19 protein-coding genes are annotated in these 22,444 nt (G+C 63.7%); 14 read left to right on the forward strand and 5 right to left on the reverse strand.

All coding sequences use genetic code 11. The features are described 5' to 3' along the window. Positions 1 to 34: 34 nt before the first annotated feature. The gene (gptM, locus tag H7688_RS16530; protein ID WP_183362310.1) at positions 35 to 1,333 is read right to left on the reverse strand and encodes a geopeptide radical SAM maturase; all 1,299 of its coding nucleotides are present in this window, start codon (positions 1,331 to 1,333) and stop codon (positions 35 to 37) included. Positions 1,334 to 2,069: 736 nt separating this feature from the next. Between gptM and H7688_RS16535 the strand changes: the two genes are divergently transcribed. Genes H7688_RS16535 through H7688_RS16545 form a run of 3 tightly spaced genes read left to right on the forward strand, consistent with a single transcriptional unit; the run spans position 2,070 to position 6,387 of the window. Further along, positions 2,070 to 3,953, forward strand: coding sequence for a TonB-dependent receptor plug domain-containing protein (locus tag H7688_RS16535; RefSeq protein ID WP_246329847.1), 1,884 nt, complete (start codon positions 2,070 to 2,072; stop codon positions 3,951 to 3,953). Then, positions 3,941 to 4,801: an ABC transporter substrate-binding protein gene (locus tag H7688_RS16540; RefSeq protein WP_183362311.1), complete on the forward strand. Its 861-nt coding sequence runs from the start codon at positions 3,941 to 3,943 to the stop codon at positions 4,799 to 4,801. Before H7688_RS16535 ends, H7688_RS16540 begins: the two co-directional genes overlap by 13 nt. Then, positions 4,801 to 6,387, forward strand: coding sequence for a sensor histidine kinase (locus tag H7688_RS16545; RefSeq protein ID WP_246329848.1), 1,587 nt, complete (start codon positions 4,801 to 4,803; stop codon positions 6,385 to 6,387). The genes H7688_RS16540 and H7688_RS16545 overlap by 1 nt, the downstream gene beginning before the upstream one ends. Here the strand turns inward: H7688_RS16545 and H7688_RS22705 are convergent. Both H7688_RS22705 and H7688_RS16550 read right to left on the reverse strand, forming a co-directional pair. Continuing rightward, a complete protein-coding gene (locus H7688_RS22705) occupies positions 6,384 to 6,632 on the reverse strand; it encodes a hypothetical protein (RefSeq protein ID WP_246329849.1) in 249 nt (82 codons plus the stop codon). The two genes, H7688_RS16545 and H7688_RS22705, sit on opposite strands and share 4 nt — an antisense overlap. Before the next feature lie 336 nt (positions 6,633 to 6,968). Further along, positions 6,969 to 7,163, reverse strand: a complete 195-nt coding sequence (locus tag H7688_RS16550) for a hypothetical protein (RefSeq protein ID WP_183362312.1) — start codon at positions 7,161 to 7,163, stop codon at positions 6,969 to 6,971. Between the two features lie 285 nt (positions 7,164 to 7,448). Here H7688_RS16550 and H7688_RS16555 point away from each other — a divergent pair, with 285 nt between their 5' ends. Beyond that, positions 7,449 to 8,000 carry a cysteine hydrolase family protein gene (locus H7688_RS16555; RefSeq protein WP_183362313.1) on the forward strand — a complete coding sequence of 184 codons (552 nt, stop codon included), beginning with the start codon at positions 7,449 to 7,451 and terminating at the stop codon, positions 7,998 to 8,000. On the opposite strand, the gene H7688_RS16560 is transcribed toward H7688_RS16555, so the two are convergent. Further along, positions 7,993 to 11,412 (reverse strand): PAS domain-containing hybrid sensor histidine kinase/response regulator, encoded by a 3,420-nt coding sequence (locus H7688_RS16560; RefSeq protein ID WP_183362314.1) that lies wholly within the window; start codon positions 11,410 to 11,412, stop codon positions 7,993 to 7,995. The two genes, H7688_RS16555 and H7688_RS16560, sit on opposite strands and share 8 nt — an antisense overlap. Before the next feature lie 41 nt (positions 11,413 to 11,453). Continuing rightward, a complete protein-coding gene (locus H7688_RS16565) occupies positions 11,454 to 12,311 on the reverse strand; it encodes a transporter substrate-binding domain-containing protein (RefSeq protein ID WP_246329850.1) in 858 nt (285 codons plus the stop codon). Positions 12,312 to 12,826: 515 nt separating this feature from the next. Here H7688_RS16565 and H7688_RS16570 point away from each other — a divergent pair. The 10 genes from H7688_RS16570 to H7688_RS16615 all read left to right on the forward strand — a co-directional run bounded on the left by H7688_RS16570 (position 12,827) and on the right by H7688_RS16615 (position 22,233). Next, complete coding sequence (locus tag H7688_RS16570; protein ID WP_183362316.1) at positions 12,827 to 12,994, forward strand: hypothetical protein; 168 nt, start codon at positions 12,827 to 12,829, stop codon at positions 12,992 to 12,994. A 2-nt stretch (positions 12,995 to 12,996) separates the two neighbouring features. Beyond that, complete coding sequence (locus tag H7688_RS16575) at positions 12,997 to 13,560, forward strand: M48 family metallopeptidase (RefSeq protein WP_183362317.1); 564 nt, start codon at positions 12,997 to 12,999, stop codon at positions 13,558 to 13,560. Between the two features lie 16 nt (positions 13,561 to 13,576). Then, on the forward strand, positions 13,577 to 14,332 hold the full coding sequence (locus H7688_RS16580) for an SDR family oxidoreductase (RefSeq protein ID WP_183362318.1): 756 nt from the start codon (positions 13,577 to 13,579) through the stop codon (positions 14,330 to 14,332). Positions 14,333 to 14,717: 385 nt separating this feature from the next. Then, the gene (locus H7688_RS16585; protein ID WP_183362319.1) at positions 14,718 to 15,560 is read left to right on the forward strand and encodes a DUF302 domain-containing protein; all 843 of its coding nucleotides are present in this window, start codon (positions 14,718 to 14,720) and stop codon (positions 15,558 to 15,560) included. Between the two features lie 85 nt (positions 15,561 to 15,645). Then, positions 15,646 to 16,134, forward strand: a complete 489-nt coding sequence (locus H7688_RS16590; RefSeq protein ID WP_183362320.1) for a ferritin-like domain-containing protein — start codon at positions 15,646 to 15,648, stop codon at positions 16,132 to 16,134. A 5-nt stretch (positions 16,135 to 16,139) separates the two neighbouring features. Beyond that, positions 16,140 to 16,481, forward strand: a complete 342-nt coding sequence (locus H7688_RS16595; RefSeq protein ID WP_183362321.1) for a DUF488 domain-containing protein — start codon at positions 16,140 to 16,142, stop codon at positions 16,479 to 16,481. A gap of 351 nt (positions 16,482 to 16,832) precedes the next feature. Continuing rightward, positions 16,833 to 18,776: an aconitate hydratase gene (locus H7688_RS16600; RefSeq protein ID WP_183362322.1), complete on the forward strand. Its 1,944-nt coding sequence runs from the start codon at positions 16,833 to 16,835 to the stop codon at positions 18,774 to 18,776. Then, positions 18,766 to 19,743, forward strand: coding sequence for a pyruvate dehydrogenase (acetyl-transferring) E1 component subunit alpha (pdhA, locus tag H7688_RS16605; protein ID WP_183362323.1), 978 nt, complete (start codon positions 18,766 to 18,768; stop codon positions 19,741 to 19,743). Before H7688_RS16600 ends, pdhA begins: the two co-directional genes overlap by 11 nt. Beyond that, positions 19,736 to 20,722 (forward strand): alpha-ketoacid dehydrogenase subunit beta, encoded by a 987-nt coding sequence (locus H7688_RS16610; protein ID WP_183362324.1) that lies wholly within the window; start codon positions 19,736 to 19,738, stop codon positions 20,720 to 20,722. Before pdhA ends, H7688_RS16610 begins: the two co-directional genes overlap by 8 nt. A gap of 8 nt (positions 20,723 to 20,730) precedes the next feature. After that, complete coding sequence (locus H7688_RS16615; RefSeq protein ID WP_183362325.1) at positions 20,731 to 22,233, forward strand: dihydrolipoamide acetyltransferase family protein; 1,503 nt, start codon at positions 20,731 to 20,733, stop codon at positions 22,231 to 22,233. The last annotated feature ends 211 nt before the right edge of the window (positions 22,234 to 22,444 follow it).

Here is a 22,444-nt window from a genome sequence, read left to right on the forward strand (position 1 = left end):
CGGAACGCCGCCTTGCGCCGCAGGAAACCTCGCGCTAGCGTTTCGCTCCGGCCGTGGCGGGGTAGTTCATGTTCTGGTTCAGGAAGGTCTCGAGGGTCGCTTCGAGGAAGTCGAAGTGGCAGTCGACCTCGCTCAGCTCTTTACCCTGCAGTTTGGTGAGGAACCGGCATCCGCCGAAGCAGATGGGGAGATAGGAGCAGTCCAGGCAGCGCTCGGTGCGCCAGTTGCGGATACTGTGGGAGGCGCGGTAGTCCCCGATGCCGTCGGAGAGGTTGCCGATGCTGAGTTCTGGGTAGGCCATGAAGGTGGGGCACTTGAAGAGTGAACCGTCCCAGTTCGCCACGAAGTTGTTGCTCAGTTCCACGATACAGGCGGCGAGCTTGGGCTTACTGGGTACGAAGCCGCGCGCCAGGATCGCTTCGCGCAGAAAGAGGTGCGCTTCGACAAGCCACGGTGCGCTGGAGCAGGCGCATCCCGAGTTGTACTCGGAGCAGCCGGCTTGCGGGGTTATCGGGGTGAAGAGCACCTGCAGCAACCGGTCACCGGTAATGCCGTGTGCCACAAGGTGATCGAGCAGCCGCGGAAACTCCCGGTAGTTCTCCTCGGTGAAGTTGCCTCCCAACTGGATCGGGACCAGGTCGCAGACCGCTGCCAGGTTCGCCACGATGCTGTCGAAACTGTCGGCCCCCGAGGTGTAGGGGCGCTGGGCGTTGTGGACCTCGGGAGGGCCGTCCAGGGTGAATTTGGCGCCATTGAGGCCGAGCGGCAGCAGCTCTTCGGCGACGGCGCGGGTGAGGAGCGTACCGTTGGTGACCAGGCTGAAGTTGTAGGTGACCTGGTGCACCCGTGCCGCCTCCCGCAGCGGCTCCGAGATGCGCCGGATCAATTCGGGGGTCAACAGCGGCTCACCGCCGTAAAAGGAGAGGGAGACGTCGTGCCCCTTGGCGAGTTTCTCCCGGATCAGCCAGTCTACCAGGCGGCCGGCCGTCGCTTCGGACATCTTCTGGTCGAAGCGGAAGCCTCCCTCGTAGCAGTAGCTGCAATCCAGGTTGCAGGCGAGGTTGAGCACCACGATCCCCCGAAAGACCCTGCTGCGCACATCCGCCTCGTCGATGATGTCGCACATCTGCTGGCGTTCCTCGTTCAGGTCGGGCACCAGGATGCCGAGCCGTTTAAGGGTACCCGACTCGGGTTCGGCGAGGGTGCCGTCCTGCACCAGGGCGAGGCTCCTCTCGGAGAGCAGGGCCGAAGAACCGCGCAGCGTCGAATAGAGGAGATAGTAGCCGGGGCGTTGCTTTGCGGGGTAGATTTTCAGGTAGCGCGACAGATGCATGGTGATTTCCGGTGAGTGGTTATTGGCCTGGTTACTCTCTTAGGGGCGCTGTACCAGACAACGGGCCGGCCCCTGCTGACAACGCGGGGCCGGCCTTCAGTCTTAGAAGGTGAACGCGAAGACAGCCCAGCAGCAGCCGAAGTCTTCCGCCTGTGCCCCGACGCTGGTTCCTTCCTCGATGATTACCATTTCTTCATTGGACATGGTGACCTCCTTTTATTGCTGAATGACTATTTTGTGCGCGCAAATTAACATTGCCTAAATTAATGAGCAAGGAAAAAAGACGTCGTGTTCTTTTTTGAAATAGGCAGTTCGGTAGTTTCGGTAGGGGGAGGGGCGTTCCAGGCTTTAGGGAAGGTTTAGGTCGGTCCTAGGCAGGTGTCGCAAAAATTGGGGTGGTTTACGCAGAGGTTAACGATGGAACCTCAGGGACAGAAGTAAGGCACGTTCCGCAAGTCATAGCGGAACATGCCTTTTCTCTTAGAAGGTGAACGCGAAGACAGCCCAGCAGCATCCGAGTGCCTCGATCTGAGTCGCTTCGTTTGTGCCTTCCTCGACGACTACCAATGCAACGTTGTCCTTGCTCATGGCCTGCTCCTCCTTTTGTGTTAGAAAAAAATTTGGACATCCCCGGTTGATTGTGTTACATTAGCATGCCTTTATTTGAATGGCAATAGTAAAATTTAAAATAGTTTATTAATTTTTTTCTCTGGCAGAGTCGGTAACAGGAGGGTGCGTGAAAAAGTGTGGGGCGAGCATACTGTCGATTACTGCCAGTACGCTGCAGGTCTCTGTCATGATGGCCTGTTGGTTGTCTCTGGCGGCGTCCCCGGCCTTTGCCGAGGATGAGGACCAACGCTCCCTGGAACTGTACAACGGCAGTGCCAGCGAGTTCGTTTCGGCCAACAGGTCCCCGCGTCCCGCGTCGCAGACTGCCGAAAACATCACCGTGGTGACCGCGCAGGAGATCGAGGCACTCAATGCCCATACCCTCGCCGATATCCTGACGGTTATCCCCGGGATCCAGCTGGAGATGCTGCGCACGCCGGGTACCGTCAGTAACTTCGAGGTCCAGGGCTCGAGCTTCAACCACGTGTTGGTCCTGATCGACAACATCCCGATCAACAACCTCTCGGACAACTTCCCCGATATCTCCGCCATCCCCGCCCAACTCGTGGACCGCGTGGAGATCGTCAAGGGGGCGGCCTCGACCTCGTGGGGGAGCGCCCTGGGCGGGGTGGTCAACGTCATCACCAAGAGCCCTCAGCAGGAGCGTCCGGTGGCCGGACAGGTATCCGGTTCCCTGGGCAGGCGCGGCACCGCCGATACGCGGGCCGAACTCTCCGGCATGGCGAGCAGGCTCGGCTACTATCTGAGCGGCGGGAACCTCCGTTCGGACGGGCTGGTGCCCAACAACAGCATCAACCAGAGTAACCTGTACGGAAAAGTGGCCTACGACCTTCCCGTGCACGGTGTCCTCGGGTTTTCCACGCTCTACCTGAACGGCTCCAGCGGCCAGTTCGCCTTGTATCCCTACAAGGCGGACCAGCACGGCAACCAGCTATTGTCGAATCTCTCCTTGTCCTACCCCATCTCGGATCACCTGAACCTGGAGGCTGCCCTGAAGTCGAAGGTGATCAGCCAGGAGATCCAGATCAAGCTGCTGGACAACACCCTTTTGCAGGTCCACAACACCGAGGAGTCCTCCGTGGGGGGGAGCGCGAGTCTCTCCTGGGTGAGCGATCTGCAGCGCGTGGTGGCCGGTGTGGATTACGATCACGCCAAGGCCCGCCTGAGGGTGCCGCAGGCGCAGCAGGACCTGTTGAACCGCAGTGCGGATCGGGTCGGCATCTACCTCAACGACACCTTCACGATAGGAAACCTCGCCCTGACCCCGAGCGTGCGCTACGACCATACCGGAACCGGCGACGATCTCTTCAACCCCAGCTTCGGTGTCACCTACGCACTTACCGACAACAGCGTCCTGCGCGGCTACACTTCGCGCGGCTACAGCATCACCTCGCTGAACCAGGTGAACGCGGTAGAGGAGGTCTGGACCTCGCAAATCGGCTTCGAATCGGGCGACATCCCGTACCTCTGGATGAAAGGGACCCTGTTTCGCAACGACACCTGGAACGTGAGTTCCACGGTGGCCAACCCGAATTTCAACGCGAGCGATCCCACCTCCAGTCCGACCCTCAACATCAAGCGGCGCATCCTGAAAAAGGGGGGCGAGGTCGAGCTGCGCACCACCCCGGTTATGAACACCTCGCTGTCGGCTGGTTACACCTTCATCGATGCCCACGCCGACGACACCCCCGGGGTGCTCCCCCTAGTGCCCCGCCACACCGTGAAGCTCGGCATCAAGTACCAGGACCAGCACAACTTCCGGGTGCTGCTGACCGGCAGCTACATCGACTGGAACGGTGACCGCAGCAACGGCAAATACGACGACTTCGTCTGGGACCTGCACCTCGCCAAGAAATTCTCCCTGTCCAGCACGCTTTCGCTGGAACTCTTCGCGTCGGTCCGCAACATCTTCGACGGCGAATCCTACGTATCGGAACGCTACAAGAACCCGGGTGCCTGGGCGGAAGCGGGGGTCAGATGCAACTTCTGAGGACCCTGGTGGTAGGTATACTACTGCTGCTGTTGCCGCTCCCCGTCCTGGCTTACGACGTCCTGGTTCTGCAGTCCTTGCGCGAGCGCAGCTACGACGAGGCGTTGCGCGGGGTCAGGCGCGAGTGTGCGGCGAGCATGCGTACCGTCGTCATGTCGGATTACGCCGAGATCGACCTTACCCGCTTGATGCGTGAAGAGCATCCCCGGCTCATCATCGCGGTGGGGGACCGGGCTCTCGAGGTGGCGGAGCGCCAGCGCAATGTCCCGGTGCTCTACATGATGGCCCTGCACGCCAAAGTCCGCCCCGGTGCGCCGGTGACCGGGGTCTGGATGATGCTCGACCCGCAGCGCTACCTCTCGGTATTCGATTCCCTCGGGACCAGGCGGGTAGGGGTCCTCTACGACCCGCAGCGTACCGGCGGCTACCTCAAGCGCGCCCAGGTGTCCGCTCGGCGCAGCGGCATCGACCTCCTGGCGCGCGAGGTCCGCTCCCCCAAGGAGACCGTGGCCGTGCTGGAGTCGCTGCGCGGCAAGGTGGACGCGCTCTGGATGCTCCCCGACCTGACCGCCGTCTCCACCGAAACGACGGAGGCCTACTTCCTGTTCTCGCAGGGGGAGCGCATTCCGGTGGTGAGCTTCGCCGATGCCTACCTCGCCATGGGGGGGGCCGTCGCGCTCTCCTTCGACCGCTACGATATCGGCCGGCAACTGGGGGGCATGGCCCAGAGCGTCCTCGACGGGACGGCGGTCGAGGAACTCCCCACCCAGTACCCCCGCCGCGTGCTCATGAAGGTCAACGACGGCGTGCTGCGCCGGTTCAAGCTGGCCGTTCCGGGGGGGAGCTGATGTCCCTGCGGTTCCGTATCCCCCATATCGCCAAGAACTTCCGGTTCCGGATCTACATCACCTTTACCGCGACCATTGCCCTTTTGACCGCGGCCTTCGCTGCATTTTACGTGATCACCGAGGTGAACGGCTTCCGGGCCACCATGGAACGCGAGGGGCGGCTGTTGGCCACGGTCCTCGCGCAGAACTCCCGGCTGCCGCTCTTCGCCGAGAACCGCGAGGCGCTTGCCCTGCTGGCCGCCGGTACGGCACGCTACCCCTCGGTCCTCTACGTCTCCATCAACAACACCGAGGGGCGCCCGCTCACCGAGGTGAACAACCCCAAGGGGACCGCGGAAGGTGCCATCGACATGGTGGTCGAGGTGACCTCACCGGGGCTGGTGAGCTCCCCCGAGGCAGTGCTCCTTGGGCACCCGCCGGTGGACCAGCAACGGGTCATCGGCCAGGTACACCTGCGCCTGGACACCTCGAGCGCCCGGGAGCGCCTGCAGAAGCTGGTGGCCGCCACCCTGGCCATCGGGACGCTCTTCTGGATCGTCGTCTCGCTGGTGAGTTACCAGATCCTCAAAAGGGTGACTGCCTCCTTCAACCTTTTGATGCGCGGCATCGAGGATATCGGATCGGGTAACCTCTCGGCACGGGTGGACCTGGACAGCGACGACGAGCTGGGGCGCGCCGCCAACGCGATCAACGCCATGGCCGCTTCGCTCGAGTTGCGCGAACTTGAAAACCTCTCCCTGCAGGAGGAGCTCCTGAAGGCGATGCGCCTCGAGGTCCAGGAGGAGAAAAAACGCGTGATGGCGCGGCTCATCCACACCAACAAGATGACCTCCCTGGGGCTGCTGCTCTCCAGCATGGCGCACGAGATCAACAACCCCAACGCCTCGATCCGTTTCTCCGGGCACATCATCGCGAAGATCTGGAACGACGCCATGCCGCTTTTGGACGGGGTCTGGCGCGAGGAGGGGGAGTTCTACCTGGGGGGGCTGCCGTTTCAGCAGGCCCGTGGCGCGCTGCAGGAGAATGCGGCAAAAATCGTGGAGAATTCCGAGAGGATCGCCCGGGTGGTCCAGGGCTTGCGGGATTACGGGGTGGGGGACCGCTCCGGCCTGCGTCCCGACCTCGAGGTGAACGCAGCCGTGGAAGCGGCCCTTTCGGTGCTCGCCTGCCAGATGCACAAGGACATCTGGCTCAAGACCTCGCTGAACCGGGAGTTGCCGGTCATCACCGGCAACCAGCACCAGATCGAGCAGGTACTCATCAACCTGATCCTGAACGCGATGCAGGCCTTCCCGGACGGGCGCGGGGTGGTGTTGCTGAGCACCCGATTCGAGGCGGCTGCCGGGGAGGTGGTGATCGAGGTGGAAGATGACGGGGTGGGGATCAGTGCCGAGAACAGGGAGCGGCTCTTCGAACCGTTTTATTCGACCAAGCTGGAGCAGGGCGGCAGTGGGCTTGGTCTGTACATCTCGCAGTACATCGTGGCCGAGCACGGCGGACGACTGCAGCTGACCCCCCGCCCGGGCGGCGGGACCCGGGCCCGGGTGGTACTGCCGGCGCAGGGACCCGCGCCGGCCGCCACCTAGTTAGGGGGCAAGGCCTGTTCCGAACCGAGGATGCTCAGCATGCCGCTGATCCGCTCCATCAGGTTGCTCAACGCCTCCCCGTCGTACCCTCCGCAACAGATCCCTCTCATCTGGTGCAGCAAGGCCTCGAACACCTCTTCTCCGCAACAGCCCGATCTCACCTCGTTGGGGAGCGCATCGTTGAGCAAAAGGCGCTTCATCTGGATCAGCTGGATTTCCACGCGCAGCTTCTTTATGGTAGGCATCTCGCTCTGTTTGAGCAACTGCAGGCATTGATTGATGATTCGGTACTGGTTGTCCATAATGACGGCGTCCTCCGGGTTGATGCTCGCAGCTGCGGCGAATTGAGCTGTATACCAGAAGCGTACCAAAGAGTGCGGTAGCCGTTTGTCGCCTTATTTCAAATGCTTAGCGGAGGTGCTGCTACTTGCGGGGAGGGGCCTTGGTGTGAATTTGTTTACAACGACCCGCGCCGACAGGGCTAACCTTCCGAATTTACATGACTTGGATCCGCCTTGTAAAAAACGGCACAGGTTTCTTTTCTTTACAACGCGCCAGTAACTGGCGTTCGCCGGCGCCCCTTAGCGTGAGTAACGGCGGGGATGGGGCGTGGAGCGGGCGCAGGCTGACGCGGTTGCGGCGTATAGGCAGGGCTTGGGGGTACTCCAGGCGGCAAGGGTTGTGAAGTCTGCGAGGCTGCGTGCGGCCAGGCCTTCGCTGGTGTGGTTACGGGTGATGTCACAGGTCAGGTCGTTGTAGGAAGCGGTGATCCTCATGATACTCCTTTTTCATACGCGGCGCTCGTCGGGCGGCAATCGCCCTACACCCTGACAGTTATCGGCCGCACCTGATATTTCCTTACAAAAACTTGCCTGCTAAATACCTCAAATGTTAATGTGTGATGTCTTCTGGACGGTGGCGGCGGTCTGCGCTGGCAGAGCGGAGCCCTGAAACAGGGGAGGGAAGGGTGTTGACTTTGTGGGGGAGTCCCCTAGAATGGCCACGGCAAACCGGCCTGAACCAGGTGGGTACTTTAGAGGGAGAACACGGGAGGAATGATTATGAAGAGCTGCCTGATCCTGGTTGACATCCAGAACGACTACTTCGCGGGCGGGAAGATGGTCCTGGTCGGCATGGAGGAGGCTGCAGCGCGCGCCCAGAGCCTCTTGGCGGGCTTTCGCGCGGCAAACCTGCCGGTGATTCACATCCAGCACGTGGCGGCGCGCCCCGACGCCAGCTTCTTCCTGCCCGAGACCCACGGGGCCGAGATCCACCCCATGGTGGCGCCCGCGCCGGGCGAACCGGTCCTGGTGAAACACTTCCCCAACAGCTTCAGGCACACGCCGCTTCTGGACACCCTCCAGGAGCAGGGGATCTGCGATCTCACCATCTGCGGGGCCATGAGTCACATGTGCATCGACGCCACCACCAGGGCCGCCTTCGACTTCGGGTTCAACTGCACCGTTGCCGAGGATGCCTGCGCCACCCGCGACCTCGTCTTCAAGGGGAAACCGGTGAAGGCGGCCGAGGTCCATGCCGCCTTCATGGCGGCCCTCTCCGTCCCCTATGCCCAGATCTCCCCGACCCGGGAGCTGCTCGAGCGCCTTAGCTGATCCCCTGGGGCCCGGTCTCCCGCAGTGAGGCCAGGGTCTCCGCCAGTTCCGAAACCTTGTAGGGCTTGCGGACCGCGCCACAAAACCCGAATTCGCTGTAGTCGGAGAGGGCGAGGTCGTTGGAGTAACCGCTGGAGACCACCAGCCGCGCCGCCGGGTCGTAGGCCAGGATGTGCTGGGCCGCCTCCTTGCCCCCCATCCCCCCCGGGATGGTGAGGTCCATGATCACCGCAAGGAACGGGGTGCCGCTCTCCCGCGCCTGCCGGTACTGCGCGATCGCCTGCTCGCCGTCGGTACAGGTAGTGACCTGGTAACCCAGGTATCCCAGGATCTGCGCGGCGAGTACCCGGACCATCTCCTCGTCGTCCATCACCAGCACGCACCCTCCGGCGCGCTCTCCCGGGACCGTCTCGCCGTGCGCCTCCTGCTCCGGGGCGCGTTCTTCGCTGGCGGGGAGAAAGAGGTCGAAACTGGTCCCCACCCCCAGTTCCGAGTCCACCATGATGTGGCCGCCGTGCTTGCGGACGATGGAGAGGGTCGAGGCGAGCCCCAGACCGTTGCCGCCGGATTTGGTAGTGAAATAGGGATCGAAGATGTTCTTCAGGTCGGCCTGCCGGATGCCGCACCCCTCGTCCTGGAACTGCAGCTTCACGTAGGGCCCGGTCGGCAGCGAGAGCCGGTTCCCGGGCTCGAGGAGCACGTTTTCGCCCGCTACCGTAAGGGTGCCGCCGCCGGACATGGCGTGCACCGCGTTGATCACGATGTTGTTGAAGGCCTGGTTCATCTGCCCCGCGTCCGCCTCGATATGCCGGAGATCCATGGGGAGCGAGAGGCGGGCCTGGACGCTGGTCCCCCTGAGTGCGAGTGACACCGCCTCGGAGACCAAGTTCCTGACCGAGACCACCTTTTTGAGCGGCTGCCCCCCCTTGGCGAAGGTGAGCAACTGGTGGGCCAACTCCGCCGCCCGCAGCGAGGCCTTTTCCGCAGCCTGCAGGGGGAGGCGCGCCTCGCTCTCCTCCTTGAGGACCATCTGGGCGAAGGAGATGTTCCCCATGATGCCGGTGAGGATGTTGTTGAAGTCGTGCGCGATCCCTCCTGCCAGGACCCCCAGCGATTCCATCTTCTGCACCTTCAAAAGCTCGTTATGGATGAACTCCTGTTCGGTGATGTCGGTGAGGATCTCCAGGGTCCGCCCCTGGGAGAGCTGGGTGTTTACGATGACGTGGCGCAGGCTGCCGTCTCGGCAGGCGATCAGGGTCTCCAGCGGGGGCACGGTCCCGCCGCGGCGGCGCGCCTCCGCGATGAGCGCCTGGCGGCTCTCCTTCTGGAACCGGCGCTGGTGCTCGTCGGGGTAGGCGCGTTCGAACCACTCGTCAAGCGTCGGCAGTTCGTCCAGCCGGTAGCCGAAGAGTTCCGCGAACCGGCTGTTCAGGTACTCCACGACCCCCGCCTCGTTGTACCACCAGACACCCGCCGGCATGTTGTCCATGAGGGTGCGCAGGGTGGCCTCGCTCTCGCGCAAAAGCTGCTCGGCCCGCAGCCGCTCGGTGCTGTCCCGGATGCACTCGATCGCGGCGATCACCTTGCCCCGAGAATCCCTGAGCACCGAGGCGGTTGCCGAGAGGAAGGGGGCACGCCCCTCGCGGTTGGGGAGGCTTCCCGTGTAGGCCTCGCCGAAGGTCGTGTCTGCTTCGCGGCGCAACACGGCGTACTCCGGGCGGTCCTGGCAGGCCGGGTTCAGGGCGAGGTCGATCAGGATGGGACGACGCTCGCCGTAGAAGGGGAGGGCGTACTCGTAGTCCCCCTTGCCGATCATCTCCCGGGCCTTCACGCCGGTCATCACCTCGATGGCGCGGTTCCAGGCGAGTATCCTACCCTCCCTGTCGATGACCAGGGTGGCGTCGGGGAGGAAATCGATGATATCCCAGAGCTGCTGACGGGATTCCCTGAGGGCGAGGTCCGCCCGTTTGCGGTCGGTGATATCTTCCAGACAGCCGGTCCAGACCAGGTCGCCGGGGTCCGCAGCAGGCTGGGGGAGCGCAGTGGCCAGGATCCAGCGCGCCGGGCCGTCGGGGGGGTGGATCCGGAACTCCCTGCTGAACGGGCCGCTTTCCGACACCGTGAAGTCGCCGGTGCGCTGGCTGCCGGCGCGGTCCTCCGGGTGCACCAGCTCCAGGAACCTGGCGGCGTCCCCGGTAAGCTCCTCCGCGGTGATGCCGGCCAGTTGGCTGATCTTATCCCCTACGAAACTGAACCCTTCGCTCCCCCCGCTTTTACGGTATTCGTAGATCACCACCGGCACCGCCCCGACCATGGCCCTGAAACGGGCCTCGCTCTCGCGCAGTGCCGCCTCCACCTGGCGCCGCTCCTCGATCTCCGCGGCAAGCATCCGGTTCCGCTCGTCGACCTCAGCCTCGCGCAGGGTGGTCTCCGCCAGGTGTACCTGCAAGATGGCGTTTCGGGTGTTCATGCGCTGCAGGTAGAACATCCCCAAAAGGATGAAGAGGGCGATGCCGCCGGTGGTGTAGAGCATGCGGCGCGGGGCACGGGTGTCGAGCATTTCGGCCCCGGGGACGACGGTGATGAGAGAGAGCGAGGTCCCCTGCACCGGCACCAGGATGGCGTGCCCGAGGGAGCCTGATTCTCCGGGGGCTGCGGGGAGCCGGTAGGGAACCAGCGGCTGGATGTCGGCGGGGAGGGAGGACTGGCCGGGGCCGAGCAGGGTGCGCAGGCGGGCCGGAAGGTTCAGGTAGTTCCGGTCGAAGACCAGTGCCACCGGGAAGCGGGAGGTCTCCGCTGAGGCCTCGATGAAGTACTGGTAGACCTGCGCGGCGGAGATCCACCCGACGACCTCGCCGACGTAGCGTCCCTTGAAGCTCACCGGCTCGGAAAGGACCAGCTTGGCATCGGCTCCCTTGAGCTCCAGGGCCATGCGCGGAGCGGGCTTGGCGGCACCCAGGTAGTTCTGCCAGGATGCCGCATTCCCATCGGAGCCGTGCCGGGTATCGGCGAGCAGCACCCCGCTGTCGTCGATGTAGACGAGGCGCTCGAAAATGGGGGAGCCCCCCAGGCGTTTGGAGTTGCGCATCTTCTGGAACAACTCGTCGATCATGATCTGGCTGGCCCGCAAGCCGTACTCGAAGGACATCCCCAGGTCTTTGTTTTCGAAGTAGGCGGAAACCTCCCGGGACTCACTGAGCTCGTGCAGCTTGTCCTTTTGCTCGCCGAAGAAGTAGCTCAAGGCGGTGGCGCGCCGCGAGGTATCCGAGGTCAGCTGCGTGAGGGCGGCGTCCTGGACGGCGAGCTGGGTCCGGTACTGGGCCAGGACCAGGTAGCCGATGTAGCCGACCAGTGCGAGGCCGATCAGCGTCGCGAGTACCCTGCTTGTCTGACTGAGGATCTTGAACACCATAGAGGGTCAACCTTTTGGAACCGTTGCCGTGCCCGGGGTGGCTACTTGCCCTTGAAAAACTCCGGGAAAAACGCGGAGGCGCTCGGGTAGTACTGCTTGACGATTCTCGCGTAGCTCCCGTCGCGCTGGGCCTGCTTCAGGAAACTGTTGAAGGCGTCGCGCAGCTGCGGGGAACTCTTGGGAAAGGCCACCGCCATTTCCTGTTTGTGGGAAACCGGGCCGAGGATCTTGATCTTGCCCGGCCACTTGTCCAGGGCGACCAGGGCATCGGGGACATCGAGAATGGTCATCTGCGCCTCGCCGGCGATAACGGCAGGCGCCAGCTCGTTGAGGCTGCCGTTGTAGCAGGTGACCTTGGCCCCGGTGGCATCCAGGTTGTAGAGTTCCGGGTCGAGGCAGGTCTTTTTCAGGGCCAGTACCTCCCGGTTCTTCATGAGCATCTTGGTGCGGGCGATGTCTCTGTCGATGTTGCCGGTGGGTTTGATCGGTTTCACCTTGGCGTCGACCCGCGCCACCAGCCAGATCTGGCTGGGGAAGGTGGGGTTGGAGAACAGGACCACCTTCTGACGCCAGGGGAGCACCGTGAACCCGTTGGCGATCAGGTCCCCCTTGACCGGGGTATCCTCGAGGATGGTCACCTCGTCCCCCTTGGCCTGGACCTTTTTCCCCACCAGGTCCTGCACCACCGTCCCCCAGTCCGTCTTGACGTACTCGTAGCGCACCCCGAGGTGCTTGGCGAACAGCCGCATCAATTCGACGTCCATGCCGTCCCCGGCTCCGGTGACGAAGTTCGCATAGGGGATGCCCAGGTGGCGCAGCACACCGCTTTTGCGTACCTGGGGGAGGTCGCCGCACCAGGCCTGGCTGGTAACGGCAAGGATCGCGGCGAGGGCTGCCAAGAGGTGGGTCAGTCTGCGTCCAAATGAAAGTGGTGTCATATCGTCGACCTCGGGACCACGTGGGATTGTAAAGAGATAAGCTAACCTGGTATCTGTTCGGCAGGTAGCGTTAAAGATTCAGTGACAAAAAACGGCAGTGCCGTGCCGAATTTAGAAGATAAGATTGGCGAAAGCTCATTGTTCGTGTTGTTTGTCAGGCACTCCCGGGGAGCAGCTATTCACCAGAGCATAAACCCTTCGTGAATGACACAGAATAGGCCGCCTTTCTCCTCATAGCGCCGAATCAACCACTCCTCTGGAACGGTGCGTTGCAATATTGAAGCTAACTCGCTTTCTTGTCCAGTCCCTTTAGTTCTGGATCCTTGAATTTTGCGGGAACCTGTCACGGGATCATCTATCTCTGATGCGGGCCGGTTACCCCGACGGGTACCGAACACACCCGGGAACCTTGACAAAATTGGTTTATCTTGAGGGCCGGATGCGGTAAGGTAGCGCGTTACAGAAAGGAGGTGCACGTGTTCGAACAGCAGTACGACGAAGAAATGAGCGCCGAGATCCGGCGCCTGGAAGCCAGGGCGCGGGCGGTGCGTGCCGGGCACCCGGAGTGGGATAACGCCTGCGCCGCCTGCGGCTGTCGCCTGGCCGGCACCGAGGAGCGCTGTGCCGAGTGTTGCGGGGGCTGACCGTGCACCAGGACGAACGACTACATCCCGACTGCCTGCGCTACCTGGCCGGGTATTCTGAGAAGGTTTTGGACCAGGTGAGGGAACTGGTCGCCCAGGGACGCTTGGGCGAGGTGCTCTCCAGGCGCTACCCGGCGGCGCATGTCATTCGTACCGATCGCGCCCTCTACGATTTCACCCTCGGCCTGAAAAACCAGTACCTGCGCAGTTCGAGTCCGCTTGGCAAGGTACTCTACGACACGCGCATCACCGCGGAACGGCAGGCGCTCGGGCTGCATAGCTACCAGGGCCTGGTCCAGGGTGCCAGGATCAGGACCCGGAACGAAATCCGCATCGCGTCCCTGTTCAAATCGGCACCGCTCGAGTTTCTCAGGATGATCGTGGTCCATGAACTCGCCCACCTGAAAGAACGCGAGCACAACAAGGCCTTCTACCAACTCTGCGAGCACATGGAACCCGACTACTACCAACTCGAGTTCGACGTGCGGCTCTACCTGACCCTGCTGGAGCAGGGGGAAACGCTCTACGGCCCCGCCGGGCCGGAGACCACCCCAGCGTCCGGCTGATCTCAAAGGAGGAACCATGGAAAAAACTGTCGTCATTACCGGTGCCACGTCCGGATTCGGAGCGGCCTGCGCCCGCGCCTTCGCCAACCTCGGCTGCCGTCTGGTGCTCACCGGGCGGCGCAGCGCGCTGCTGGAGCAGACCAGGAAGGAACTTTCCGCGCTCTGCCCGGTCCACACCGTCACCCTCGACGTCCGCGACCGCAATGCGGTTGAGGCTGCCTTCGCGGCACTCCCCCCGGAATTCGCCGAGGTGGACCTTTTGGTGAACAACGCCGGGCTCGCCCTCGGACTGGAGCCCGCGCAACGGGCTTCGCTCGACGACTGGGACACCATGGTGGACACCAACGTGAAGGGGGTCATGTACTGCACCAGGGCGCTCTTGCCGGGCATGGTGCAGCGTAACCGTGGGCAGGTGGTGAACATCGGCTCGGTGGCCGGCAGCTGGCCCTATCCCGGCGGCAATGTCTACGGCGCAACCAAGGCCTTCGTGGAGCAGTTCTCGCGTAACCTGCGTGCCGACCTTTTAGGGACCGCGGTGCGGGTCACCAACATAGCCCCCGGCATGGCCGAGACCGAGTTTTCCAAGGTCCGTTTCAAGGGGGACGACGAGCGCGCCCACCAGGTCTACGTCGGTACCGAGGCGCTGCTCCCCGAAGATATCGCCGAGATCGTGGTCTGGGTCTCCAGTCTCCCTGCCCGGGTCAACATCAACACCCTCGAGGTGATGTCGGTGAACCAGTCCTGGGGTCCCTTCGCCGTGAACCGCAAATAACCTGACCTTTCAGCGCGGCCGGGCCCCGTCGGACGGCCCGGCTGCGCGCAGTTTCCCCCCTGAAGTGGCGGTGCCCGGTGCCAACTCTCCCCGGCCGGCACGTTGGCCTGCAGCAGTTCTCGGACCCGTCGCCCCCCTAGTTAATGAACCCCGCTCCTGCAGCTTCACCCTCCCGGTAACGGTATTCCCATTTCCTTAGCAGAATCAGGCGTTGCCAGCCTCCCGCTGCTGATTTTAAAATGTGCATGTTTACATGAAAAATTGTGCAGTGCGCATTGCTCCTTTTTAACAATCGGGTAAAGTTATGGTTGGGCCGGGGACAGGCGTCGTTCGGCCGTCTCGGCATCCGGGTCGTCCGGGTGCCACCGTTCGTAAGGAGCTCATCATGCCGAAGATTTCCTATAGCTGTGCCGTGAACGCCGGACTCGATACGGTGTGGAAACTGCTGATCGAGAAAGTGGAACAGCCGCAAAACTACCTGCCGGGGGTGATCCATTCCCGTATCCTGCAGCACTATGGAAATGGCGTCCTGCGGGAGGTCAAACGCGACGGAATGCTGATCAAGGAGAAGGTGGTGATCGACCGGACCCATGGAGAGATCCACTACTTTCTCCTGGAACATCCCCGCTTCAGCGGCCGGGTGGTGAACCGGGTGGTCGCCTCGGCCGCCCAGAACCCGGGTGCCCCGCAGTTGCTCACCATCGAACTCGACTGGACCCCGAAGGACGAGGAGGCCGAGCGCCAACTCTCGGGCGAACTCCCCCAGCAGGTGCAAACCGAGGTGCTGATGCTCAAGGATCGGGCCGAGTCCCTGGAACAGGAAGATTCCCAGCCCATCACCACCCCGTACGCCTTCGGGATGACCGTGGCACTCCCCTTTGCCGACGCGGTGCGCCGCGTTCACGAAGAGTTGCATAAGGAGGGGTTCGGCATCATCTCCCAGATCGACATCACCCAGAAGTTCCGGGAGAAACTGCACAAGGAGTTCCGCAACTACCTCATCCTCGGTGCCTGCAACCCGGGTCTTGCCTACCAGGCTTTCGGCATCGAACTCAACATCGGCACCCTGCTTCCCTGCAACGTGGCCGTCTACGCCATCTCCGACTCGCGCACCGTCGTGATGGCCATGGACCCGGTTGCCGCACTCTCCCTGGTAGGCAACCCGCAGCTCACTGAACTGGCCCACGCGGTGCAACAGAGCATGAAACGGGCGATCTCGGCCCTGTAAAGGCTCCCGGTCCGGGAAGCCTGTTCGCGCCATTTTCCAAACCGTAGGGACTCCCGGCAACAGGTGTCCGGGAGAAGGGGGGGATATGAACCTCATCGATTATGCGCTGCAGATGGAAGCCGACGGCAGGGACTACTACCACAGGTTGGCCGCCGAAACCGACTCCCGGGAGTTGAGAACCCTCTTCACGCTGCTCGCCGAGGCCGAACAGGCGCACTACGATGCGCTCAAGGAGCGTCGGGTGGAGCTCGGGGGAGGGGAGGGGAGCGGTATCGTCGAGCAGGCGAAGAACATCTTCCAGACCCTGCTGGCGCAACGGGAACTCGACCAGACCCCGACACCCCCCGCGGATCCCGACGCCTACCGGCTCGCCATCCGCGCCGAGGAGGAGGCCATCGCCTACTACAACCAGGCGGCCGAAGAGCAGAGTTCAGCCGAGCTGCGCCAGCTGCTTTTGCACCTCGCAGCCGAGGAAAAGCTGCACCTCAACATCATCGAGAACATCTACGAGTTCGTGGAATCCCCGAAGTACTTTCTGGAATGGGGTGAATTCAGCAACCTGAAGGAGCTGTGAGCGCGATGATCGATATCAAGCGGATCTACGACCCTGCCGCGGAGTCCGACGGCAGGCGCATCCTGGTTGACCGGCTCTGGCCCCGCGGTATCTCCCGGGACAAGGCACAGATCGACGACTGGCTCAAGGAGATCGCCCCCAGCGACGAGTTGCGCCACTTTTTCGGCCACGACCCGCAGCGCTGGCCGGAGTTCCGGGAACGCTACCGCCGCGAACTCGCGGCGTTTTCCGGCGAGCTCGCCAAGCTGCGGGAACTGGCGGACCGGCAACGGATCACCCTTGTCTATGCGGCTCGCGATACCGAGCACAACAACGCCGTGGTACTCAAGGAACTGTTACTGGAATAGCCCCCCCTCCTTTGCTCCTTCTGGGTGCGCTGCTGCGCCTGTATCCGGCAGCTTACGTACTGGCACGTACCGCTTGTTCCCCCTACAACCGCAAGAAATCACGCCGCATCTTAGTTTCTGGATTGGTGGTATCATGTATCTGATGTCGTACCTGGCTTTCAGGCACGGCTTCCTGGCAACCTAGTGACCTGACAGTAAGGTGAGCCAGGGGGCTTCATTCTCATAGCCTTGGCTATGGCAGCTTGGCGGTTTCAGCGTAGCTCAAAACAGCCGCCATTGTGACACTAACGGCCGCGGTCCTTTACCAGCGTCATTTTCGCGGTGACAGGGCCGGTCGGGGAGGAATCAATCATGGGACAGAATCTGGCAACCAAGATTTTGGCCAACCACCTCGTCGAGGGGGAACTGGTCGCCGGTCAGCCGATCGCCATCAAGATCGACCATACGCTTTTGCAAGACGCCACCGGCACCATGGCGATGCTCGAGTTCATCGCCACCGAGGTGCCCCGGGTCAAGGTCGACCTCGCGGCGCAGTACGTCGACCACAACCTCTTGCAGACCGACAACAAGAATGCCGACGACCATGCCTTTCTGGCCAGCTGCGCGGAGAAGTTCGGCATCTACCTCTCCAAGCCCGGTAACGGCGTCTCGCACCAGGTGCAGCTCGAGCGCTTCGGGGTCCCGGGGACTACCCTTTTGGGTGCCGATTCCCACACCCCGACCGCTGCCGGACTCGGGCAGTTGGCCATCGGTGCCGGCGGGCTCGACGTGGCACTCGCCATGGCGGGGCACCCCTTCCACCTGACCTGCCCGCGCATCTGGGGGATCAAGCTGACCGGCGAGTTGCGCCCCTGGGTCTCCGGCAAGGACGTGATCCTCGAGATGCTCAGGCGTCACACCGTGAAAGGTGGCGTGGGGAGGATCATCGAGTACTACGGCCCCGGTGTCGCCACCTTGTCGGCGACCGACCGCGCCACCATCGGCAACATGGGGGCGGAACTCGGTGCCACCACCACCATCTTCCCCAGCGACCGGCGCACCCGTGAGTTTCTCGAGGCACAGGGGCGGGGCGACTGCTGGCGCGAACTCACCGCCGACCCCGACGCCGGCTATGACGACTACGACGAGATCGACCTCTCCCAGGTGGAGCCGCTCATCGCCTGCCCCTCCTCGCCGGACAACGTGGTGCGGGTGGCCGAGATCGAGGGGCTCAAGGTCGACCAGGTCATCGTGGGGAGCTCGGTGAACTCGTCCTTTCGCGACCTGATGACCGTCTGCCGGATCCTCGAGGGACGGCGCATCGCCCCGGGACTCTCCTTCCACATCAATCCGGGAAGCCGCCAGGTGCTGGAAAACGTCGTGGACAAGGGAGGGCTCATGATGCTCCTGTTGGCGGGGGCCCAGGTGCACCAGCCGGGCTGCCTCGGCTGCATCGGCATGGGGCAGGCGCCGGGAACCAATCAGGTCTCGCTGCGCACCTTCCCGCGCAACTTCCCCGGGCGCAGCGGCACCAAGGAGGACCGGGTCTACCTCTGCTCCCCCGAGACGGCGGCCGCAGCCGGTGTCTATGGGGTAGTGACCGATCCGCGCAAGTTGGGGGACCTGCTCCCTTGGCCGGCGGTGCAGAACCCCGAGCGCTACCTGGTGGATGACTCGGGGATCGCGGCTCCCCCCGAGGACGGCTCACGGGTCGAGATCGTCACCGGCCCGAACATCGTGCCGTTCCCCGCCTTTGCCTCCCTGCCGGACCAGCTCGATCTCGAGGTGATGATCAAGGTGGGGGACAACATCTCCACCGACACCATCATGCCGGCCGGCAACAAGGTACTCCCCTTCAGAAGCAACATCCCTGCGATCAGCAAGTTCGTCTTTGAACAGGCCGACCCGGAATTCTCCGAGCGGGCCAAGGCGAAGGGAGACGGGGTCGTGGTGGCCGGCGAGAACTACGGCCAAGGGTCCTCGCGCGAGCATGCCGCACTGGCGCCGCGCTACCTCGGAATCCGCGCCAAAATCGCCAAGGGGTTCGCCCGGATCCATCGCGCCAACCTGATCAATTTCGGGATCCTGCCGCTTACCTTCAAAAATCCCGGCGACTACGACCGGCTGAACCGGGGGGACCGGCTGCGCATCGCCGGCTTGCGGGATCAGGTAGCCTCGGGCGCCGTGGAACTTACCTGGCAGCTCGGCTCGGGCGGCGAGGTGGTGACGCTGCTCAACGCTAATGAGCGCGAGCGCGAGGAACTTTTGGCGGGCGGGCTTTTGAACAAGGTCCGGGAGGAAAGCCATGGAAGATAGCCTGAAAGGGGTGCTCCCCGACGAGGAGCTGCTCCGCTTTTACGAACAGATGGTACTCTGCCGGGAATTCGAGGAGAGCTGCGCCGAGCAGTACGCCAAGGGGGAGATCACCGGCTTTTTGCACCTGTACTCAGGGCAGGAGGCGGTGGCGGTCGGCTGCACCGCGGGACTCGAGCAGAAGGACTACATCCTCTCGGCCTACCGCGACCATGCCCAGGCCATCGTGCGCGGCGCGGACCCGAACCGGGTCATGGCCGAGCTCTTCGGGCGGGCCACCGGGATCTGCAAGGGGAAGGGGGGCTCCATGCACCTCTTTTCCCCGGAGCACAACTTCATGGGGGGGTACGCCATCGTCGGCGGCCAGTTTCCCATCGCGGTGGGGTTCGCCTTCGCCTCCACGGTGCGCAGCGAGGACCGGGTCACCGTCTGCTTCTTCGGGGACGGTGCCATGAACCAGGGGACCTTCCACGAGTCGCTCAACTGGGCGCGGCTTTGGAACCTGCCGGTCCTCTTTATCTGCGAGAACAACTTCTACGGCATCGGCACCGAGGTGCACCGGGCCTCCGCCGAGGCGGTGCTGCACCGGCGTACCTGCGGCTACGACATCCCGAGCGAAAAGGTGGACGGCATGGACGTGATCGCCATGTACCAGGCGACCAAGCGGGCCGCCGCCTGGGTCCGGGAGCGCCAACGCCCCTACTTCATCGAGGCGGTTACCTATCGTTTCCGCGGGCACTCCATGGCCGATCCCGCCAAGTACCGCAGCTCGTCGGAGCACGAGGTCTGGAAGAGCCGCGATCCGATCCCGAACCTGGCGCGGCGCCTGGTGGCCGAGGGGATCGCCGGCGAGGCGCTCCTTGAGGAGATCCACAGCCGTTGCGTGGCCCAGGTCCAGGAGGCGGTGCGCTTTGCTTCCGAGTCACCCTGGCCCGACGACCAGGAGATCTGGGAGGATATCTATGTCTGAGATGACCTACCGTGACGCCATCAACCTGGCGCTCAAAGAGGAGATGCGCCGCGACTCCAGCGTGGTGATCTACGGCGAGGACGTGGCGCTCTACGAGGGGGCCTTCAAGGTGACCCGCGGGCTCTTGTCCGAGTTCGGCGAGGTCCGGGTGCGCGACTGCCCGATCTCGGAGAACACCATCGTCGGTGTGGCGGTCGGGGCGGCCATGGGGGGCTTGCGTCCCATCGCCGAACTGATGACCGTGAACTTCGCGCTGTTGGCCATGGACCAGATCGTGAACCACATGGCCAAGGTGCGCTACATGTTCGGCGGACAAACCCAGGTCCCCCTGGTGATCCGGATGCCCGGCGGCGGAGGGAGCCAGCTGGGGGCCCAGCACTCGCAAAGCCTGGAGAGCTACTTCATGCACTGCCCCGGGATGCACATCGCCTATCCGGCCACCCCGGCCGACGCCAAAGGGCTCTTGAAGACGGCGATCCGCGACAACAACCCGGTGGTGTTCCTGGAGCACGAACTGCTCTACAACAGCAAGGGGGAGGTCCCCGACGACCCCGAGTTCCTGGTCCCCTTCGGAAAGGCCGCAATCCTCAAAGAGGGAAACGCGGTGACCCTGGTTGGGTATGGGCGGATGGCGATTCTCAGCCGGCAGGCCGCCCTGGAACTGGAGAAGGAGGGGATCTCCTGCGAGGTGGTCGACCTGAGGACCCTCAACCCGCTCGACCTGGAGACCGTAATTGCCTCCATCGAGAAGACGGGCCGGGCGGTGGTGGTCGAGGAGTGCTGGCAAAGCGCGGGTCTTGGCGGCGATATCGCCTCGCGGATCTACGGGTGCTGCTTCGATCGGCTCCTGGCGCCGGTCAAGCGCATCTCGGGTCTGGACGTCCCCATGCCGTATTCGCGTAAGATCGAGAAACTCTGCATTCCGCAGGCCGAGGGGATCGCGCAGGGGGTGCGCGACCTGCTGGCCCAGGCGTACTAGGAGCCGACATGAACGAGATTGTGATGCCGAAACTGTCCGACACCATGACCGAGGGGCGGCTGGTTTCCTGGAAAAAGCGGGTGGGCGACCAGGTGAACCGTGGCGAGGTGCTGGCCGAGGTTGAGACGGACAAGGCCAACATGGAGCTGGAAGCCTTCACCAACGGAGTCATCCTGGAGATACGGGTGCAGCCCGGCGAGACGGTTGCGGTGGGAACGGTCATCGCGGTTATCGGTAATGCAGCGGAGCGTGGCGCAGCGACCCCGACGGGTGCCCCGGCGGTATCGGCTGGCGCACAACCCCCCGCCGAGCCACAGGCTACACCTGGCGAGAAGGCACCGGGTGGTGTGGGAGCGGGCGAGCCTCCTGGAGTCGCGGCCCAGTCGCAGGAGGTAACCGCCACGGTGCAGCCTGCCACCGAAGGACAGGCGCCGACCGAAGTCCGGCTGCCGGCCGAGGCGCAACTTGCAGCCGCCCCGGAATCCCCCGGCGAGGCGGTGTCCCTATCCCAGGTACAGGCCGATGCCGAGGCCCGGGCCAAGGCGCAGGCCCAGGTGGAGGCCAAGGTCCCGGGCAAGAAGGGTGAGGAGATTTCCCCGCAAGGTCCCGCCGCGCCGGGTGGGGCGCTGCCCGTGGAACGGGCCGCTCCGGTGGTGCGGCGCCGGGCGCGCGAACTTGGGGTCGACCTTGGGCAGGTACCGGGGAGCGGGCCTGAGGGGCGCATCCTCCTCAAGGACCTCGAGGCGTTCGCGGCGGGTGCCCCGGGGACGAGGCCGGAAGCGGCAGGAGGGGAGCCACGACCTGTCGGTGAACCCGTAGCCCCGGCAGGCGCCGGCCCTGGCCAGGGCGAAGCGCTCTCGCGCTTGCGCGCGGCGGTCGCCAAGACGGTGGCCGAGTCCTGGCGCAGCATCCCGCACTTCAGCGTCACCGTCGATGTCCTCATGGACCAGGCCGAGGCCCTGCGCCGCCAGCTGAAGGAGTCCGGGGTCGCGCTCACCTTGAACGACCTTATCGTGAAGGGGGTGGCGCTCGCCCTGGGCAAGTACCCGCGGCTTAACGCCTCCTTTACCGGCGATGCTCTGGAGATGCACCCGCAGGCGAACATCGGTATCGCGGTGGGGGTGCCAGACGGTGTGCTCATTCCGGTGGTCCCCGACTGCCAGTCCCGGACCCTGCAGCAGATCGCCGAGATCTCCCGGTCGCTCGTGGAGCGCGCCCGCAGCGGGTCGCTCTCCGAGCACGACCTTCAGGGCGGTACCTTCTCGGTCTCCAACCTCGGGATGTTCGGGGTGAGCGAGTTCAACGCCATCATCTTCCCGCACCAGGCGGGGGTGCTCGCCGTGGGGGCGGTGGCCGACGCCGTGGTGGCACGGGGAGGGTCGCCGGTCTGCGTGCGGAGCATGAAGCTCACCCTGTCAGCCGACCACCGGGTCGTCGACGGCGCCTACGCCGCCGAATTTCTCGCCGAGCTCAAGGAGATCCTGGAGAGCCCGGTACGACTCTTGATCTGACTATCGTCTCCACACGGCACTGAAAGATCCCCCCTTCTCCCGGGGGATCTTTTTTGTGCCCCGTCCCTCGTTTCACCCGCACCGGCGCCACGCCATCCCCGCCCGATCCCTGCTCCGCAACGAGGAGCCCGCTGCCACATATTTTAATAATCCCGCTAAAGAAAGGCTCTCATGTGTCCGATAGGAGAAGAGACACGGACACTATCGGAAC

Source organism: Geomonas limicola (assembly GCF_014193675.1).
Classification (GTDB): domain Bacteria; phylum Desulfobacterota; class Desulfuromonadia; order Geobacterales; family Geobacteraceae; genus Geomonas; species Geomonas limicola.

What these genes read in the sequence shown, in the direction of transcription:
- H7688_RS16545 (WP_246329848.1), top strand. Translation starts at nt 4,801, where the DNA reads ATGTCCCTGCGGTTCCGTATCCCCCATATCGCCAAGAACTTCCGGTTC.
- H7688_RS22705 (WP_246329849.1), bottom strand. Translation starts at nt 6,632, where the DNA reads ATGCCTACCATAAAGAAGCTGCGCGTGGAAATCCAGCTGATCCAGATG.
- H7688_RS16540 (WP_183362311.1), top strand. Translation starts at nt 3,941, where the DNA reads ATGCAACTTCTGAGGACCCTGGTGGTAGGTATACTACTGCTGCTGTTG.
- gptM (WP_183362310.1), bottom strand. Translation starts at nt 1,333, where the DNA reads ATGCATCTGTCGCGCTACCTGAAAATCTACCCCGCAAAGCAACGCCCC.
- H7688_RS16560 (WP_183362314.1), bottom strand. Translation starts at nt 11,412, where the DNA reads ATGGTGTTCAAGATCCTCAGTCAGACAAGCAGGGTACTCGCGACGCTG.
- H7688_RS16555 (WP_183362313.1), top strand. Translation starts at nt 7,449, where the DNA reads ATGAAGAGCTGCCTGATCCTGGTTGACATCCAGAACGACTACTTCGCG.
- H7688_RS16595 (WP_183362321.1), top strand. Translation starts at nt 16,140, where the DNA reads ATGATCGATATCAAGCGGATCTACGACCCTGCCGCGGAGTCCGACGGC.
- H7688_RS16590 (WP_183362320.1), top strand. Translation starts at nt 15,646, where the DNA reads ATGAACCTCATCGATTATGCGCTGCAGATGGAAGCCGACGGCAGGGAC.
- H7688_RS16600 (WP_183362322.1), top strand. Translation starts at nt 16,833, where the DNA reads ATGGGACAGAATCTGGCAACCAAGATTTTGGCCAACCACCTCGTCGAG.
- H7688_RS16550 (WP_183362312.1), bottom strand. Translation starts at nt 7,163, where the DNA reads ATGAGGATCACCGCTTCCTACAACGACCTGACCTGTGACATCACCCGT.
- H7688_RS16615 (WP_183362325.1), top strand. Translation starts at nt 20,731, where the DNA reads ATGAACGAGATTGTGATGCCGAAACTGTCCGACACCATGACCGAGGGG.
- pdhA (WP_183362323.1), top strand. Translation starts at nt 18,766, where the DNA reads ATGGAAGATAGCCTGAAAGGGGTGCTCCCCGACGAGGAGCTGCTCCGC.
- H7688_RS16610 (WP_183362324.1), top strand. Translation starts at nt 19,736, where the DNA reads ATGTCTGAGATGACCTACCGTGACGCCATCAACCTGGCGCTCAAAGAG.
- H7688_RS16580 (WP_183362318.1), top strand. Translation starts at nt 13,577, where the DNA reads ATGGAAAAAACTGTCGTCATTACCGGTGCCACGTCCGGATTCGGAGCG.
- H7688_RS16585 (WP_183362319.1), top strand. Translation starts at nt 14,718, where the DNA reads ATGCCGAAGATTTCCTATAGCTGTGCCGTGAACGCCGGACTCGATACG.